Origin of the sequence: Paracoccus marinaquae, assembly GCF_018860165.1 — a bacterium.
GTDB lineage: Bacteria > Pseudomonadota > Alphaproteobacteria > Rhodobacterales > Rhodobacteraceae > Paracoccus > Paracoccus marinaquae.
Genome location: NZ_JAHKNG010000005.1, coordinates 72949 through 90330, shown reverse-complemented (window position 1 = coordinate 90330; position 17382 = coordinate 72949). Strand labels below are relative to the sequence as shown.

Here is a 17382-nt window from a genome sequence, read left to right as displayed (position 1 = left end):
TCACAATCCCAGATAGGCTTCGCGGATGCGCGGATCCGCGATCAGTTCGGCGGCCGGTCCCGACATGGTGATCCGCCCGGTTTCCATCACATAGCCCCGGTCGGCAATCTTCAAGGCCCCGAAGGCATTCTGTTCGACCAGCAGGACCGTGACCCCGCGCCGCTTGAGATCCTGCACCACCTCGAAGATCTGGGCGACCAGCAGCGGCGCCAGTCCCATCGAGGGCTCGTCCAGCAGCAGGCAGGAGGGCCGGCCCATCAGCGCCCGCGCGATCGCCAGCATCTGCTGCTGGCCGCCCGACAGCCCGCCGGCTGCAAGATGGCGCTTTTCCTTCAGCACCGGGAACATGGCAAAGGCCTCGGCCATGTCCTGATCCACGCGCTCGTCGGTGAACAGGAACGCGCCCAGCCGCAGGTTTTCCTCGACGCTCAGATTGGTGAAGATCTGCCGCCCCTCGGGGGACTGGGCCAGACCGCGCTGCAGGCGGCGATGCGCGGGGACCGCGGCAAAGCTTTCGCCGCGAAAGCTGATCTGCCCGTCGCTGACCGGCTGCGTGCCCGACAGGCATTTCAGCAGGGTCGTCTTGCCGGCGCCATTGGCCCCGACCACGGTGACGATCTCGCCCGAATTCACCTCGAGGTCCACACCGTGCAGAACCTCGATCCGGCCATAGCGCGAGCGCAGCTTTTCAACCGTCAGCATCGGCGGCCTCCGTTTCCTCGGCGCCCAGATAGGCGGCGATGACACCCGGGTCGCGGCTGACCGTCGCCGGATCGCCCTCGGCGATCTTTTCGCCATGGTCCAGCACGACGATATGGTTCGAGATCCGCATCACCATCTTCATGTCATGCTCGACCAGCAGGATGGCGATGCCGGCAGCCGCCAGTTCCGCGATCAGGGCGTCGATTTCCTCGGTCTCGACCGCGTTGCAGCCGGCGGCGGGTTCGTCCAGCAGCAGGATCTTGGGGCGCAGCGCCAGCGCACGCGCGATCTCGAGCCGCTTCAGCGCGCCGTAGGACAGGCTGCCGGCCTCCTGCCCCTCGGCCTTGTCCAGCCGCACCCGCGCCAGCAGGCCGCGCGCGCCCTCGCGTGCCCGGGCCGCGCGGCGGCGCATCGAGGGCAGCGACAGAAGATCGGCCAGAACCGGCCCGCGTTCCTGCAGGTGATATCCGGCCAGGACATTCTCCAGCACCGTCATTTCCTGAAAGACCTGCAGATTCTGGAAGGTCCGCGACAGGCCCATCTCGGCCAGCCGGTTCGGCGCGATGCCGGTCACGTCCCGGCCGTCAAGCGCGACCGTCCCGCGGCCGGGCTGATAGACGCCCGAAATCATGTTGAACAGCGTCGTCTTGCCGGCACCGTTAGGCCCGATGACCGACACGATCTCGCCCGGCTGGACCGAGAAGCTGACATCGTTCACCGCCTTCAGCCCGCCGAAGGTGATGCCGAGGCCGTTGACATCCAGAAGGCTCATTCCCCCCTCCCCCGCAGGCGCCGCGCGATCGAGGGCAACAGCCCCTGCGGCAGGAAGATCATCACGAGGATCATCACCGCGCCCAGCACCAGTTGTTCGTATTCGGCGAAGACCGTCAGCACCTGCGGCAGCAGGGTCAGGATCGCCGCCCCCAGCGTCGCCCCGAGGACCGAGCCGACCCCGCCCAGAACCGCCATCGTCACCATCTCGATCGAATGCATGAAGCCCGCGACATCGGGGGTGATAAAGCCGTTCTGCAGCGCCAGCAGCGATCCGGCGACCGAGGCATAGACGGCCGAGATCACGAAGGCGCGCAGCTTCTGGCGGGCAACGTCGATGCCCACGGTCGAGGCTGCCACTTCCGAGCCGTGCAGCGACCGCATCGCACGCCCGGTCGGGCTGTCGAACAGGTTCAGCGCCAGCCACGCCCCGACCAGCAGCGCGATGCCGCTTGCGCCATACCAGAACTCGCCGCCCGAGATGCGCCAGCCAAGATCGCGCAACAGCGCCCGCAGGCCCAGATCCTCGACCGAGATGCCGTCCGGCCCGCCGGTCAGGGCGCGCTCATTGGTCAGCAGCATCGAGACGAGGATGCCGAAGCCCAGCGTGGCGACGGCAAGATAATAGCCCTTCAGGCGCAGGATCGGCCGCCCGATCAGCAGCGCCAGAAGCCCCGAGATGACCGCGCCGAGGATCAGCGCCAGCCCCGGATGCAGGCCCAGATGCTGCGGCCCAAGCGCGCAGGCATAGGCGCCGATCCCGGCGAAGCCGGCATGGCCGAGGCTGATCTGGCCGGCATAGCCGATCAGGATCACCAGCCCGATGACCGACAAGCCGTTGACGAAGATCAGCGCGCCGACGCGATAGTAATAGCCCGAGGGGAAGAAGAACGGCAGCACGGCGATCAGGGCCGCCAGCACCGCAAGCTGGATCCATTTCCTGCGCGCCTCCATCAGACCCGCTCCGTCGATTTCTTGCCGAAGATGCCCTGCGGCATGACGAACAGCACCGCGAGGATGACGATGAAGGCAACCGCGTCCTTGTATTGCGAACTGAGATAGCCGGCCGTCATCGCCTCGAGCAGGCCGAGGGCCAGCCCGCCGACCAGCGCCCCCTTGGGATTGCCCATCCCGCCCAGCATGGCGGCGGCAAAGCCCTTCAGGGCCAGACCGACGCCGACATCATAGGCGACCAGCGTGATCGGCGTGACCAGAACCCCGGCCAGCGCGCCGATGGCCGCCGACAGGCCGAAGGACAGCGTCATGACCCAGCTGGTATTGATCCCCACAAGCTGCGCGGCGACGCGGTTGTTGGCGGTGGCCAGCACCGCCTTGCCGGTCAGGGTCCTGGTGAAGAACAGCCAAAGCCCGAAAAAGACGACCAGCGCGCCCCCGATCACCCAGAGGCTTTGCGGCAGGATGGTCGCGCCCATCACCCGGATCGGGTCGTCCCCCGAAAAGGCGGGAAAACGGTGCAGCTGCTTGTCAAAGATCAGCTGCGCCGCGCCCCGGATCAGGATCGAGGCGCCGATGGTGATGATGATCAGCGACACCACCGGCGCGCCGCGCGCGGGCTCGATCGCCAGCTTGTTCAGCGCGACCCCGATGGCCGCGGTGGCAAGGATCGCCAGCAGCGCGGCCAGTGGCAGGGGCAGGCCCGCCTGATGGGCAAAGACGGTGATCATGCCGCCCAGCATGACGAATTCGCCCTGGGCGAAGTTCACCACGTCCGAGGCATTGTAGATGATGGTGAATCCCAGGGCGACCAGCGCATAGACCGCGCCGACGGTCACGCCGGAAAAGATGAATTGCAGCAGGGCGTCCATGGCGGTTCCCGGGCGTCAGAAGCATGATCGGAACCCGGCCGGGCATGGTAGGCCCGGCCGGAGGCGGGATCAGTCGAGCTGTTTCCAGCCCTCCCCGGTGATCTCCAGCATGCGGAAGGCGCTGAGATCGAGGCCCAGGTGATCCTCGGGCGAGAAGGTGTAGATGCCGGTGGTGCCGACCAGCCCCGAGGTGGCCTCGATCGCGTCGCGGATGGCGGCGGGATCAGTGCTGCCGGCGCGGGTGATCGCATCCACCATCAGCGCCACCGCGTCATGGGCATAGCCGGCGAAGGTCGAGGGTTCCTGGTCGTATTTCGCCTGATAGGCGGCGATGTAATCGTTCACGACCTTGTATTGCGGGTCGTCCTCGGCCAGCAGGTCGCCGATCAGCAGCGCCGTGCCCGGCAGGCGGACGCCCTCGGCCGCATCTAGTCCGGCCAGTTCGACGAAGGCGTTCGAGGCGACGCCGTGGCTTTGATAGAGCGGGATCTCGAAGCCCAGCTGCGCGACGTTGCGGGTCACGATCGCCGGCCCCTGCCCGAAGCCCGGGTTCAGCACCGCCTGCACCCCGTCGGTATCGCGGATCCGCGTCAATTGCGGGGTCATGTCGGCATCCTGCGGGCCATAGGTCTCGTCGGCGAGGATCTCGATGCCGAATTCGCCCGCGACCTCCTTGCACTGAGCCTGCATCGAGGCGCCGAAGCCGTCGGTGCCCGAGATCATGCCGATGCTGGCGATCCCCTGCGCCTGCATGTCGGTGAAGATCTTCTGGCAGGCCATACGGTCGGTATGCGGGGTCTTGAAGACATATTCGCGCACCGGATCGACGATCGAGATCGCCCCCGCCAGCGAAATGAAGGGGATGCCCTCGTCCTCGGCCACGTCGAGGATCGACATGGTGGTGCCGGTGGTCGAACCGCCGATGATCGCCACCACCTCGTCATCCTCGACCAGACGGGTGGCGAAGGTGCGCGCCTTGTTGGGATCGCCGCCGTCGTCATAGAGCGTCAGCGCGATCTCTTCGCCGTTGACCCCGCCGGCGGCATTGATCTCTTCGATCATCATCTCGATGGTCTTGGCCTCGGGATCGCCCAGAAAGGCGGCCGGCCCGCTGGCCGAGACGCTGGCGCCAAGCCGGATCTCGGCCTGCGCCGCCCCGCTCAGCGCGCCAAGCGCGACGAGGCTGGCCAGAGCGGTGCTGGTCATGGTCTTCATCATCGGTTCTCCTCCCCTGATTTTTGTCTGTATTCGTGGCGGTCCGCCGGCAGCCGGCGAAACCCGCCGGGGCCACGACACCAGTCGCGGCAATCTTCGCGCCTTGCCGACGTGATTCCTCCAAAATCCTCCCGCTTATCATTGACCGACCGGACGGTTTATGCAACAACTATTCTCATCAGCCCCGCAGGAAGAGGGGCCGGGAGGACCACATGACGATATCCGATACCGTGCTTGCCCGGCTTGATGGCGGCGTTCTGAAATTGACGCTGAATCGCCCGGACAAGCTGAATTCCTTCAACGAAGAGATGCATCTGGCGCTGCGGGCGCAGCTTGAACGCGCGCATGAGGATGCGGGCGTCCGCGCCGTGCTGCTGAGCGGGGCCGGCCGCGGCTTCTGCGCCGGGCAGGATCTGGGCGACCGCGACCCGCGCAAGGGTGGCCCCCGGCCCGATCTCGGTCACACGATCGGAACCTACTACAACCCGGCATTGCGGCTGCTTCGCGCGTTGCAGAAGCCGGTGATCTGCGCGGTGAACGGCGTGGCCGCCGGGGCGGGCGCGAATATCGCCCTGGCCTGCGACATCGTTCTGGCGGCGAAATCGGCAAAGTTCGTGCAGGCCTTCTCGAAGATCGGGCTGATTCCGGATGCGGGCGGCAGCTGGAACCTGGCCCGCATCCTGGGCGAGCCGCGCGCCAAAGCGCTGACCATGACCGCCGAGCCGCTGCCGGCCGAGACCGCCGCAGCCTGGGGGCTGATCTGGAAGGCGGTCGATGACGAGGCCCTGCTGGCCGAGGCGACGGCGCTGGCCGAGGGCCTCGCCGCCGGGCCGACCTTCGGCCTCGGCCTGACCAAGCGCCTGATCCAGGAGGCCGCCAGCAATGATCTGGACACGCATCTGGACCGCGAGCGCGATTGCCAGCGCGAGGCGGGCTTCAGCGAGGATTATGCCGAGGGCGTCACCGCCTTCTTCGAAAAGCGCAGACCGGAGTTCAAGGGCAGATGAAACCCGTTACCGAAATGACCCCGCAGGAACTGGCCGAGGCCTCGGCCCGGGCGATGTGGAACGACGATTCCGCCAGCCAGCGCCTCGAGATGAGCCTCGATCACATCGCGCCCGGCGAGGCCACCCTGTCGATGACGATCACCGCGGCGATGTCGAACGGGCATGGCAACTGCCATGGCGGCTATCTGTTCACGCTGGCCGATTCGGCCTTTGCCTTCGCCTGCAACAGCTACAACCAGATAACGGTCGCGCAGCAATGCTCGATCAGCTACCTGATCCCCGGCCGCATCGGCGACCGCATGACCGCCCGCGCGCGCGAAGTGTCGCGCCGCGGCCGGTCCGGCATCTATGACATCCGCATCACCAACCAGGACGGCGCGCATGTGGCCGAGTTCCGCGGCCATTCGCGCACCGTCAAGGGAACCCATCTTCCGGTCGAGGACTGACCGAAGCGCCATCTGCAAGGGAGGAAACCATGCAACATCCCGCACCGTCGCCCAAGGAGCTTGACCCGATCGAGATCGCCTCGCGCGACGAGATCGCGGCGCTGCAGTTTCACCGCATGAAGCGGTCGCTGAAGCATGCCTACGAGAATTCGCCCTTCTACCGCAAAAGCTTCATCGCCCATGACGTCCATCCCGAGGATCTGAAGACGCTGGCCGATATCGCCAAGTTTCCCTTCACCACCAAGCAGGACCTGCGCGACACCTATCCCTTCGGCATGTTCGCCGTGCCGCAGTCAAAGCTGGTGCGCATCCACGGATCCTCGGGCACCACCGGCAAGCCGACCGTGGTGGGCTATACTGCGGCCGATATCGAACACTGGGCCAATCTGGTCGCGCGCTCGATCCGCGCCGCGGGCGGGCGAACCGGCGACATGCTGCACAATGCCTATGGCTACGGCCTGTTCACCGGCGGTCTGGGCGCGCATTTCGGGGCCGAGCGGCTGGGCTGCACGGTGGTCCCGATCTCGGGCGGCATGACCGAGCGGCAGGTGACGCTGATCAACGATTTCCGGCCGCGCATCATCATGGTGACGCCCAGCTACATGCTGTCGATCCTGGACGAGTTCCGCCGCCAGGGTCTCGATCCGCGCGAAAGCTCGCTCGAGATCGGCATCTTCGGCGCCGAGCCCTGGACCAATGCCATGCGCCACGAGATCGAGGAAGCCTTCAACATGCATGCGGTCGACATCTACGGCCTGTCCGAGGTGATGGGACCGGGCGTGGCGCAGGAATGCGTCGAGACCAAGGACGGGCTGCATGTCTGGGAGGATCACTTCTACCCCGAGATCATCGACCCGCAGACCGGCGCGGTGCTGCCCGACGGCGAGTTGGGCGAACTGGTCTTCACCACGCTGACCAAGGAAGGGCTGCCAATGGTGCGCTATCGCACCCGCGACCTGACCCGGCTGCTGCCCGGCACGGCGCGCACGATGCGCCGGATCGACAAGATCACCGGCCGCAGCGACGACATGATCATCCTGCGCGGCGTCAATGTCTTCCCGACCCAGATCGAGGAGCAGATCCTGAAATGCCCCGGCCTCGCACCGCATTTCCATATCGAACTGACCCGCAAGGACCGCATGGACGCGATGACCGTCCATGTCGAATGCACCCCTGATCGCGGCGCCGGCGAGGCGCGCGCGGCGGCGGCGCGTGAGCTGTCGCATCACATCAAGTCGGTCATCGGCATCTCGGCCAGGGTCGAGGTTCACGATCCCGACGGCATCGCCCGCTCGGAGGGCAAGGCGCGGCGGGTGATCGACAACCGCCCCAAGTAAATCCGGCGGAAGGCTGGAAATTCCACCGATCCGGGGATAAGGGGCGGACCGCCTTCCCCGGATCGCCAGACAGAGGAGCCGCCGCGCCGATGGCCAGGACGCGAGCAGATGATTTCGAAGAAAAGCAGCACCAGTTGCTGCTGACCGCGGCGCATGTCTTTGCGACCCAGGGGATGGACAAGGCCTCGATGTCGCAGATCGCCTCCGAGGCGGGCGTGTCGAAATCGCTGCTCTATCACTATTACCCGTCGAAGGACGCCTTGATCTTCGCGATCATCCACACGCATCTGGTCGAGCTTGACGACGCGCTGGATCAGCAGGACGACCCGGCCCTGCCTGCGAAACAGCGGCTGGAGAACCTGGTTCGGGCGGTGCTTGAGGAATATCGCGGCGCCGACGATCAGCACAAGGTGCAGCTGAATGCCGGCCCGGCGCTGACGGATGAGCAGCGGGCGCGGATCCACGATGTCGAGAGGCGCATCGTCCGGCGCTTTTCGGCCCTGATCCGCGAGATCCATCCTGACCTGGACCAGCCCGGCCGGCCCCTGCTGATGCCGGTCACCATGTCGCTGTTCGGGATGATGAACTGGGTCTACATGTGGTTCCGCGACGGTGGCCCGGTCAGCCGCGAGGACTATGCCCGCGTCGCCACCACCCTGATCCTCGAAGGCGTCAAGGCGGTTCGCTGAGGCGGCTTAATGCCCGCCCTCGGCGGCGCGCTGCAATTCCTCGGAAAACTGCCGGCGCAGCTTCTTGCGGATCGCGGCGGCATGGCGGCGCCTCTGCCCGATCTCGGACTCGACCCGCAATTCGGGCACGACCGCGGGCCGGCCCTGCGCATCGACGGCGACCATGGTGAAATAGCAGGAATTGGTGTGCCGCCTGGTGCCGGCGCGAATATCCTCAGCCTCGACCCGGATGCCGATCTCCATCGAGGTGCGCCCGGTGAAATTGACGCTGGCCCGGAAGGTGACCAGTTCGCCGACATTGATCGGCTCCTTGAAGGTCACCTGATCAACCGACAGCGTCACCGCATAGCAGCCCGAATATCGCGAGGCGCATGAAAACGCCACGCGATCAAGCAGGTTCAGCAACGCCCCGCCATGTACCTTGCCGCTGAAATTCGCCATGTCCGGCGTCATCAGCACGGTCATCTCCAGCTTGCGCGGGTCCATCCTGTTACGATTCCCTGACCGGCCACTCCTTCGCCACCATAGTCAGAACATCGTATTGCGCCACAACTTCGTCGTTCTGGTTGCTGACCCGGCAATCCCAGCGGACCTCGCCGTAAACGGCGTTTTCGCGCGGGTTGATTTCCTTGCAGGTCAGTTGCACCTGCAGGCTGTCGCCGAAATAGACCGGGGTCAGGAAACGCAGGTTATCGACCCCGTAATTCGCCAGAACCGGACCCGGACTGGGCTCGACGAACAGGCCCGCCGCGAAGGAGGCGATCAGATAGCCATGCGCCACCCGGTCCTCGAAGAACGGGTTCGCCTTCGCCGCCGCACTGTCCATATGGGCATAGAAGGTGTCGCCGGTGAAGCGGGCGAAATGCTCGACATCATCTTCGGTCACGACCCGGCGACCGGTCACGATCCGGTCGCCGATGCGCAGCTCGGCCAGCGACTTGCGGAACGGGTGCAGGTCCTCGCGGACCGGCGCGCCCTGGACCCATTGCCCGGTCACCGCCGACAGCAGGCGCGGCGCGCCCTGAACCGCCGTGCGCTGCATGAAATGCTTCACGCCGCGCATGCCGCCCATTTCCTCACCGCCGCCGGCCCGTCCCGGCCCGCCATGGACCAGCGGCGCCAGGGGTGAGCCATGCCCGGTCGAACTCTTGGCCGAGTCGCGGTTCCCGATCATCACCCGGCCGTGGAACGAAGCGACGCCCAGAACCGCCTCGGCCGCGACATCCGGGTCGTTGGTGAAGACCGAGGACACCAGCGAGCCCTTGCCCTTCCGGGCCAGGGCCACCGCCTGATCGATACCGTCATAGGCCATGACCGTGGCGACCGGCCCGAAGGCCTCGATCTCATGCGGCGCGCTGGCCGCCATCGGATCGGCGCAGCGCAGCAGGACCGGGTTCAGGAAAGCCCCCTTGGCCGCATCCCCCGAGATCACGCTTGCCCGGTCCGGATCGCCGCAGACGATCTCGGCCTCGCGCGCGATCGCCGCGATCTTCTCGCGCACGCTGTCGCGGTCCCCCTGCGAGGCCAGCGCCCCCATCCGTGCATTGGCATCGCCGGGCAGGCCCACGGCGGTTTTCGCCAGCAGCGCCGACAGCGCCTCGATCACCGCCGCCTCATGCTGGACAGGCACCAGGACGCGGCGGATCGCGGTGCATTTCTGCCCCGCCTTCGAGGTCATCTCGCGCTGGACCTCCTTCACGAAAAGGTCGAACTCGGGCGTGCCCGGCCCGGCATCGGGGCCGAGGATCGAGGCGTTCAGACTGTCCGCCTCCATCGTGAAGCGCACGGAATTGGCGACGATGGCGGGGTGGCTGCGCAGCTTCTGGCCGGTCGCGGCCGAGCCGGTGAAGGTCACCACGTCCTGCCCGTCCACATGATCCAGCAGATCCCCCACCCCGCCGCAGACCAGTTGCAACGCACCGTCGGGCAGGATGTCCATCGCCAGCATCCGCCGGACGACCAGTTCGGTCAGGTAGGCGGTCTGCGAGGCCGGCTTGACAAGGCAGGGCATGCCCGCGATCAGCGCCGGCGCGATCTTCTCGAGCATCCCCCAGACCGGGAAGTTGAAGGCGTTGATATGGATCGCCACGCCGCGCAGCGGCGTCAGGATGTGCTGTCCCAGAAAGCTGCCGTCGCGCGACAGCCCCTCGACCGCGCCTTCGGTCAGGACCTTCGTGTTCGGCAGCTCCCGCCGCGCCTTCGAGGCGAAGGTCAGCATCGTGCCGATTCCGCCCTCGATATCGGGCCAGGCATCCTTCGGCGTCGCCCCGGTGACCAGGCTTTCGGCGTGGAACTCGTCCTTCATCTCCATCAGCTTCTGGCCGATGGCGCGCAGCATCAATGCCCGCTCGTGGATGGTGAGGCGGCGCAGCGCGGCGCCACCGGTCTCGCGGCCCCAGTCCAGCGCACCGGCGAAATCCAGCCCGTCCGAGGAGATCAGCGCATGCGTCTCGCCGGTGGCGGCATCGGCCAGTGGCTTGCCCTCGCCCGCGCCCGCGCGCCACGCCCCCTGCACATAGCTTTCCAGCCGCCGCGCGCCCTGTCCCTTGTCCAGCATTGCCCGTCCTTCCTTCAGTTCTTCAGACCCAGCGAGGCCAGCAGCCCCTGCGCCTCGTCGCGCCAGGCCTGACGCAGGGTTTCGTTGTCGACCTGACGCAGGCCGAGGGTCTTCAGACGCTCGAAACGTTCGGATTTCGCCGGTCCGAAGGTCTCGGCCACGCGCGGCATCCAATAGGCGACCGAGTCCGCGGCCTCGTCGCTGCCGCCGCCCGCGACGATCTTTTCCAACCCCTCGATGCCCAGTTCCATATGCCGCCTTTCGCGCGGCAGGATATCGCGCAGCACCTCGGCCAGCGGCTGGTAGGAACAGCGCGACAACTCGCCCAGAGCCTGCATCGTGGCCATGCCCATCAGCACGTTCATCACCACCGCATCGGTCCATCCGGCCAGCGGATAGTGAAACACCGACAACCGCATGTCGCCGCCCTGCCGGCGGGCATCGACCTGCGCATCGCGCGGGCCGCGGGCGGCCCAGTCATGGGCGCGCTCATACAGCGCCTTGTCGGTGCCGAAATCCTCCATCAGGTCCAGCACCCGTTCGGCATGGTCGGCCTTTTCCAGCGTGATCCGGCTGGCGGCGATGCGTTCGCGGATCCCCGGCGCCCGATTGATCGCATCGGCGAATCCCGCCGATCCGGCCAGTTCGCTGTCCACGAACGAGGCCATCAGGCGCAGCAATTCGCCGCGATAGCGCGGCGGCACGTTCTCGGGCGAGGTCAGCTTGCCGCCGCGCGCGAGGTAATCGGCAATCGGCATGGTATCGGCATCATTCGTCATAGCTGAGCACCACCTTGTCAGAGAGCGGGATGCACTGGCAGGACAGGACATAGCCGGCCCGGACCTCGTAATCCTCCAGCGCGTGGTTCACTTCCATCTCGACCTCGCCTTCCAGCACCTTGGCGCGGCAGGTCGAACAGACGCCGGCCTTGCAGGAATAGGGCGCGTCCATGCTGTTATCCAGCGCCGCGTCCAGCACCGAGGTGCCGTCCTTCGGCATCTGGAAGCTGCGGGTGGCACCGTCCAGCGTCACCGACACCTCGCAACTGTTGGCCGAGCCCGCCACCTGCTGCGAGACCGCGCGCTTCTTCGCCCGGCCCGGCTGGGACGAGGCGAAAAGCTCGAACTTGATCTGGTCGTCGCCGAGGCCATGCCGGCGCAGGCTGTCGGCGATGGTCAGCATCATCGGCTCGGGTCCGCAGATGAAGGCGGTGTTGACGCTTTCGGCGTCGATCCACAGCCGGAACAGCATGTCCATCTTCTCGGCGTCGATGCGGCCGGTGAACAGGTCGATCTCCTGCCCCTCGGCTTCGAGGATATGCACGACCGAAAGCCGGCCCAGATGCAGGTTCTTCAGATCCTCCAGTTCCTCGCGGAACATGATCGAGCCGACCTGACGGTTGGCATAGACCAGCGTGAAGGTCGATTTCGGCTCGCGCGTCAGCACGGTCTTGACGATCGACAGCAGCGGCGTGATGCCCGAACCGCCGGCAAAGCCCAGATAGGTTCGGGCCGCGCCGGGCTGGATCGCGGTGAAGAAGCGACCCTGCGGCGGCATCGCCTCCAGCACATCGCCCGCCTTCAGTTCCTCGTTCGCCCAGGTCGAGAAGGCGCCGCCATCGACGCGCTTGATGCCGACCCGGAGGCAGCCCTCGTCAAGCCCTGCGCAGATCGAATAGGACCGGCGCAGCTCGTCGCCGTCGAAATCGCGCCGGAAGGTCAGATACTGGCCCTGCGTGAAGGCGAAGGCCGCCGCGTCCTCGTCGCGCGGGCGCAGCGTGACCACCACGGCATCGCGCGTCTCCCTGCGGATATCGGTGACTTCAAGCGGATGGAATCGGGGCATGTCTGGCCTCCCTGTCCGGACATCTCGTGATTGACCGGGCCGTTACCGGCCCTAGTGGCATTTGAAATAGTCGAAGGGCTCGAGGCAGTCCCTGCAGCGATAGCTGGCCTTGCACGGGGTCGAGCCGAACTGGCTGATCCGTTCCGTATGGGTCGAGCCGCAGCGCGGGCAGGCAATCGCCAGGTTCGAGCGTCCGGCGATGCGCGCCGCCCGCGACGCGGTGCGCCCGTCCGAGGCGGTGCCGTCCACCGGCGGGGCGATGCCATAGGCGCGCAGCTTGTCGCGGGCCGCGTCACTGACCCAGTCGGTGGTCCAGGGCGGCGACAGGCGACGCTCCAGCCTCAGCTTTTCCAGCCCCTTGCCGCGCAGATGGCTTTCGATCGCCAGATCGATCACCGCCGTTGCCGGGCAGCCCGAATAGGTGGGCGTGACCGCCACCACCAGCAGGTCGCCCTCCCAGCGGATTTCGCGGACGATGCCAAGCTCGGTCACCGAAACCACGGGGATCTCGGGGTCGGGCACCTCGCCCAGCCAGTCCCAGACCTGATCGGTCGATGGCAGCGTGTCAGGCATGGCGCTTACCAGCTCGCACCCGGATAGGCGCGCTGCAGGAACTGCATCTCGGCCAGGATATAGCCCAGATGCTCGGTATGCCGGCCCTGCTTGCCGCCCTGATGCACGTCGAAACGCCCCTCGGGCTTTCTCAGCGTGGCCTCTTCAAGAACCTCATCCACGGTCCGTTGCCATTGCGCCAGCAGATCGGCCAGGCTCGGCGCGATCCCCGCCGCGGCCATGGCGTCGTCGGTGGCATCGGCGGTGAACAGCTCGCCCGCATAGGACCACAGCCGGTCCAGCGCCTCCTGCATCCGGGCGTGGCTTTCGGCGCTGCCGTCGCCCAGCCGCACGACCAGATCCGAGGATCGTTCGAGGTGATAGCTGACCTCCTTAAGGGCCTTGGCGGCGATCTCGGCCACCCGCGCGCTGGCCGAGCGGGTCAGCGCGGTCAGCATCTCGAAATGCCAGGCATCGAACAGGAATTCCCGCATCAGCGTGACGGCCATGTCGCCATTCGGCAGTTCGACCAGCTTGGCATTGCGGAACCGGTAGGCATCGCGCAGGAAGGCCAGATCGTCGGCGGAACGGCCCCGGCCCTCGACCTCGCCGGCCAGTCCCAGCCACATCTGCGTGTGGCCGATCAGGTCCAGCGCGGTATTGGCCAGCGCGATATCCTCTTCCAGCACCGGCCCGTGGCCGCACCATTCCGAGATGCGATGGCCCAGCACCACGGTATTGTCGCCCATCCGGCACAGCCAGTCGAAGAAGGCCGGGCGCAGCGCCTCGTCGGCGACCAGCGGATCGGCCGCCGGGGCTTGCGGCGTGATGGTTTCGGATTGCACGGACATCACATGTGACCCACTTCGTCGGGGATGTCGAAGAAGGTCGGATGACGATAGACCTTGCTTTCCGCCGGATCGAACAGCGGCCCCTTTTCCGAGGGCGAGGAGGCGGTGATATCGGCCGATTTCACGACCCAGATCGACACCCCCTCCTTGCGGCGGGTATAGACATCGCGGGCGTGGTTGATCGCCATCTCGGCATCGGGCGCATGCAGGCTGCCCACATGGCGGTGGTTCAGCCCGTGCTGGCCCCGGATGAAGACCTCCCAGAGCGGCCATTCCTTCTTGGTCATCTCGGTTTCCTCCCTTATTCGGCGGCGACGCCGGCCGCTGCCCGGCGTGCCGCGGATTTTTCGGCATAGGCGACCAGTCCCTCGCGGAACCATGCGCCTTCGTCCCAGGCCCGGCGGCGCGCGCCGAGGCGTTCCTCGTTGCAGGGACCGTTGCCCTTCAGCACCTCGAAGAATTCGTCCCAGTCGGGCTGGGCGAAATCGTAATGCCCGCGCTCATCATCCCACTTCAGCGTCGGATCGGGGATGGTCAGGCCCAGATATTCGGCCTGCGGCACCGTCTCGTCGACGAATTTCTGGCGCAGTTCGTCATTCGTGTTGATCTTGATCTTCCACGCCATCGACTGCGCCGAATGGACCGAGTCCTTGTCCGACGGCCCGAACATCATCAGCGCCGGCCCCCAGAAACGGTTCAGCGCGTCCTGCGCCATCTCCTTCTGCTCGGGCGTACCCTGCGCCATCTTCATCATGATCGAATAGCCCTGCCGCTGGTGGAAGCTTTCTTCCTTGCAGATGCGGATCATCGCGCGGCTGTATGGGCCGTAGGAGGTGCGTTGCAGCGGCACCTGGTTCATGATCGCGGCCCCGTCGACCAGCCAGCCGACCGCGCCCATATCGGCCCAGTTCAGCGTCGGATAGTTGAAGATGCTGCTGTATTTCATCGCGCCCGAATGCAGTTTCTCGACCAGATCGTCGCGGCTGACCCCCAGCGTCTCGGCGGCGCTGTAAAGATAAAGACCATGCCCGGCCTCGTCCTGCACCTTGGCCAGCAGGATCGCCTTGCGCTCCAGCGTCGGGGCGCGGGTGATCCAGTTGCCTTCCGGCAATTGCCCGACGATCTCGCTGTGGGCGTGCTGGCCGATCTGGCGGACCAGCGTCTTGCGATAGCCCTCGGGCATCCATTCCTTGGGCTCGATCTTCTCGCCCCGGTCGATGCGTTCCTGAAAGGCAAGCTCCTCGGGGGACATCTCGTCCCGCGCCTTCATGCCTTCCGATTTCACCATCTGTGCATACATGGTTCTGCCTCCCCTCTCAGACCCGTTCCAGGATCATCGCGATCCCCTGCCCGACGCCGACGCACATGGTGCAGAGCGCATAGCGCCCGCCCGTCCGCTGCAACTGGCGCGCGGCGGTCAGGACCAGCCGCGCGCCGGACATGCCGAGCGGATGGCCCATGGCGATCGCCCCGCCATTGGCGTTCACATGCGGCGCGTCATCGGGCAGCCCCAGCTCGCGCAGGACGGCAAGGCCCTGCGCGGCAAAGGCCTCGTTCAACTCTATCACATCCATCTGATTCAGGCTCAGCCCCGCGCGTGCCAGCACCTTGCGGGTGGCGGGCACCGGCCCGATGCCCATGACCCGCGGCGCCACGCCCGCCGCCGCCATGGCGACGACACGCGCCTGCGGGGTCAGACCGTTCGCCCGGGCGGCGGCCTCCGAGGCCACGATCACCCCGGCCGCGCCATCATTGACGCCCGAGGCATTGCCGGCCGTCACCGACATATCCGGCCCGTTCACCCCGCGCAACCGGGCCAGCTGTTCGCCGGTGGTCTCGGGGCGCGGATGCTCGTCGCGGTCGACGACCTTCGGATCGCCCTTGCGCTGCGGGATCGTCACCGCGACGATCTCGTCGTCGAACAGCCCCGCGGCCTCTGCCGCGGCCCAACGCGCCTGGCTGCGCAGGGCGAAGGCGTCCTGATCGGCGCGGCCGATCCCGAAATCGGCGGCCACGTTATCCGCCGTCTGGGGCATGGAATCGATGCCGAAGCCCCGCTTCATCGCCGGGTTCACGAAACGCCAGCCGATGGTGGTGTCAAAGATCTCGGCCTTGCGCGAGAAGGCCGTATCGGCCTTGCCCATCACGAAGGGGGCGCGGCTCATGCTTTCGACGCCGCCGGCCAGCAGCAGGTCGGCATCGCCCGCCCGGATCGCCCGCGCCGCCATGCCGATCGCATCCATGCCCGAGCCGCAGAGCCGGTTGATCGTCGTGCCCGGCACCTCGACCGGCAACCCGGCCAAGAGCGCCGCCATGCGGGCCACGTTGCGATTGTCCTCGCCGGCCTGATTGGCACAGCCAAGGATCACGTCATCGACGCTCTGCCAGTCGACCGCCGGGTTCCGCTCGGCCAGGGCGCGCAGCGGAACCGCGGCCAGATCGTCCGCCCGGACCGCTGACAGGGCACCGCCATAGCGGCCGATGGGCGTGCGCACTGCGTCGCAGACGAATGCGTCGGTCATGTTATCCCCCCCTCGAAGCGATCCGGTTTCATAATTAACCGACCGTTCGGTCATCAATATACCGCCAAAAGCATCACTTCGGAAGCAATTTTTTTACCAACCCTGTAATGCTTTGCTCAACGTAAAATTACCCTTTACAGACAAAGCCCTGAAAGGATCATTCCCGCAGGTCCGCATATCTTTGCGCCGTGTCCCCGGTCATCTCGGCCAGAAGACCGCGAGAATCGGCGAAGTGCCTTCCGACATGACGATCCGCCGCAGGCGACAGCGCCAGATAGATTCGCCGGAACAGATCGCGCGCCTCAGGGGCGGGCCAATCCGGGGGCAAGGCCTCGGGCGGCAGTCGCGGATCGGCAAGCGCCGCATGGCGGAACTCGTCCACCAGCCGCAACCGCAGGGCCAGAGCGTCGGCAGGCCCTGATGCCACGTCCCGCGCGTCATCCCCGACCGGCCGAAACCGCGCGACAAAGCACTGGTAGGTCTGCGCAACCTCGGCCAGCGGCCAGTGCCGTGCCGCAAAGCCGGGAAGATCATTGACCCCGGAAATACTCTGCGCGGCCATGACCGGGGCCTTCGGCAGCGAAATGTCCTTGCGTCCGGGGGCCATCGCGACCGGGGCCGCAAGCCGCACCCAGCCGTCAGGCAGCGGCGCATCCTCGCCCGGCAGCGCGATCAACCAACCCTCGGCGGGCACCGGCGGCGCGAACAGGATCCGGGACGCCCGCCGGAATTCGGCCCGGCCCGCCGCCGACAGCCGGTAATAGCTCTTGCGTCCGATCCGCTGGCCTTCCAGCCGCCCGGCGCCGACCAGCCGCGAAACCGCCGTCCGCACGAGGCTTTCGCTGATCCCGTGCCCGGCGCAGCAATCGATCAGGGTGCCCATCCACAGCACGCCGCCGCGCGGCTCGACCACATCGCCATAAATGGTCACGATGAACGAGGAGGCGCGCGGCGGACCATCGGTGGATAGGGCCTGCATCACCGCGACCGATGCCGTTCCTGCCTCCTGCGCTGCCTGTTGCCCCAACCTGCCGACCCCCCCGGTTCCTGCCGAGTCTAAGG

General features: G+C 66.6%; 19 protein-coding genes. 4 read left to right on the top strand and 15 right to left on the bottom strand.

All coding sequences use genetic code 11. The features are described from left to right. From KNW02_RS04935 to KNW02_RS04915, 5 genes are all read right to left on the bottom strand, one after another. Complete coding sequence (locus tag KNW02_RS04935; RefSeq protein ID WP_216032158.1) at positions 1–702, bottom strand: ABC transporter ATP-binding protein; 702 nt, start codon at positions 700–702, stop codon at positions 1–3. Next, positions 689–1474, bottom strand: coding sequence for an ABC transporter ATP-binding protein (locus KNW02_RS04930; RefSeq protein WP_216032157.1), 786 nt, complete (start codon positions 1472–1474; stop codon positions 689–691). Before KNW02_RS04930 ends, KNW02_RS04935 begins: the two co-directional genes overlap by 14 nt. Then, the gene (locus tag KNW02_RS04925) at positions 1471–2427 is read right to left on the bottom strand and encodes a branched-chain amino acid ABC transporter permease (protein WP_216032156.1); all 957 of its coding nucleotides are present in this window, start codon (positions 2425–2427) and stop codon (positions 1471–1473) included. Before KNW02_RS04925 ends, KNW02_RS04930 begins: the two co-directional genes overlap by 4 nt. Beyond that, the gene (locus KNW02_RS04920; RefSeq protein WP_216032155.1) at positions 2427–3299 is read right to left on the bottom strand and encodes a branched-chain amino acid ABC transporter permease; all 873 of its coding nucleotides are present in this window, start codon (positions 3297–3299) and stop codon (positions 2427–2429) included. The genes KNW02_RS04925 and KNW02_RS04920 overlap by 1 nt, the downstream gene beginning before the upstream one ends. A 69-nt stretch (positions 3300–3368) precedes the next feature. Then, a complete protein-coding gene (locus KNW02_RS04915) occupies positions 3369–4517 on the bottom strand; it encodes an ABC transporter substrate-binding protein (RefSeq protein ID WP_216032154.1) in 1149 nt (382 codons plus the stop codon). A gap of 215 nt (positions 4518–4732) precedes the next feature. On the opposite strand from KNW02_RS04915, the gene paaG reads away from it, so the two are divergent. The 4 genes from paaG to KNW02_RS04895 all read left to right on the top strand — a co-directional run bounded on the left by paaG (position 4733) and on the right by KNW02_RS04895 (position 7993). Beyond that, complete coding sequence (gene paaG, locus KNW02_RS04910) at positions 4733–5521, top strand: 2-(1,2-epoxy-1,2-dihydrophenyl)acetyl-CoA isomerase PaaG (protein ID WP_216032214.1); 789 nt, start codon at positions 4733–4735, stop codon at positions 5519–5521. 14 nt (positions 5522–5535) lie between these two features. After that, complete coding sequence (gene paaI, locus KNW02_RS04905; protein ID WP_216032215.1) at positions 5536–5967, top strand: hydroxyphenylacetyl-CoA thioesterase PaaI; 432 nt, start codon at positions 5536–5538, stop codon at positions 5965–5967. Positions 5968–5996: 29 nt separating this feature from the next. Next, entirely contained in the window at positions 5997–7304 is a 1308-nt protein-coding gene (gene paaK / locus KNW02_RS04900) for a phenylacetate--CoA ligase PaaK (protein ID WP_216032153.1), read from the top strand. 89 nt (positions 7305–7393) lie between these two features. Then, positions 7394–7993, top strand: coding sequence for a TetR/AcrR family transcriptional regulator (locus tag KNW02_RS04895; RefSeq protein ID WP_216032152.1), 600 nt, complete (start codon positions 7394–7396; stop codon positions 7991–7993). Between the two features lie 6 nt (positions 7994–7999). On the opposite strand, the gene KNW02_RS04890 is transcribed toward KNW02_RS04895, so the two are convergent. The 10 genes from KNW02_RS04890 to KNW02_RS04845 form a co-directional block, all read right to left on the bottom strand. Beyond that, positions 8000–8479, bottom strand: a complete 480-nt coding sequence (locus KNW02_RS04890) for an acyl-CoA thioesterase (protein ID WP_216032151.1) — start codon at positions 8477–8479, stop codon at positions 8000–8002. A gap of 4 nt (positions 8480–8483) precedes the next feature. After that, on the bottom strand, positions 8484–10550 hold the full coding sequence (gene paaZ / locus KNW02_RS04885; protein WP_216032150.1) for a phenylacetic acid degradation bifunctional protein PaaZ: 2067 nt from the start codon (positions 10548–10550) through the stop codon (positions 8484–8486). Between the two features lie 14 nt (positions 10551–10564). Beyond that, on the bottom strand, positions 10565–11329 hold the full coding sequence (locus KNW02_RS04880) for a Phenylacetic acid catabolic protein (protein WP_216032149.1): 765 nt from the start codon (positions 11327–11329) through the stop codon (positions 10565–10567). Continuing rightward, positions 11319–12395 (bottom strand): 1,2-phenylacetyl-CoA epoxidase subunit PaaE, encoded by a 1077-nt coding sequence (gene paaE / locus KNW02_RS04875; protein WP_216032148.1) that lies wholly within the window; start codon positions 12393–12395, stop codon positions 11319–11321. Before paaE ends, KNW02_RS04880 begins: the two co-directional genes overlap by 11 nt. 51 nt (positions 12396–12446) lie before the next feature. Further along, entirely contained in the window at positions 12447–12968 is a 522-nt protein-coding gene (gene paaD, locus KNW02_RS04870) for a 1,2-phenylacetyl-CoA epoxidase subunit PaaD (RefSeq protein WP_216032147.1), read from the bottom strand. Positions 12969–12973: 5 nt separating this feature from the next. Beyond that, entirely contained in the window at positions 12974–13798 is an 825-nt protein-coding gene (gene paaC / locus KNW02_RS04865) for a 1,2-phenylacetyl-CoA epoxidase subunit PaaC (RefSeq protein WP_216032146.1), read from the bottom strand. Then, a complete protein-coding gene (gene paaB, locus KNW02_RS04860) occupies positions 13798–14085 on the bottom strand; it encodes a 1,2-phenylacetyl-CoA epoxidase subunit PaaB (RefSeq protein ID WP_216032145.1) in 288 nt (95 codons plus the stop codon). Before paaB ends, paaC begins: the two co-directional genes overlap by 1 nt. A 14-nt stretch (positions 14086–14099) precedes the next feature. Continuing rightward, positions 14100–15098, bottom strand: coding sequence for a 1,2-phenylacetyl-CoA epoxidase subunit PaaA (paaA, locus tag KNW02_RS04855; protein WP_216032144.1), 999 nt, complete (start codon positions 15096–15098; stop codon positions 14100–14102). Between the two features lie 16 nt (positions 15099–15114). After that, a complete protein-coding gene (gene pcaF, locus KNW02_RS04850) occupies positions 15115–16320 on the bottom strand; it encodes a 3-oxoadipyl-CoA thiolase (RefSeq protein ID WP_216032143.1) in 1206 nt (401 codons plus the stop codon). A 157-nt stretch (positions 16321–16477) separates the two neighbouring features. Further along, positions 16478–17299 (bottom strand): PaaX family transcriptional regulator C-terminal domain-containing protein, encoded by an 822-nt coding sequence (locus KNW02_RS04845; RefSeq protein WP_216032142.1) that lies wholly within the window; start codon positions 17297–17299, stop codon positions 16478–16480. Positions 17300–17382 lie beyond the last annotated feature (83 nt).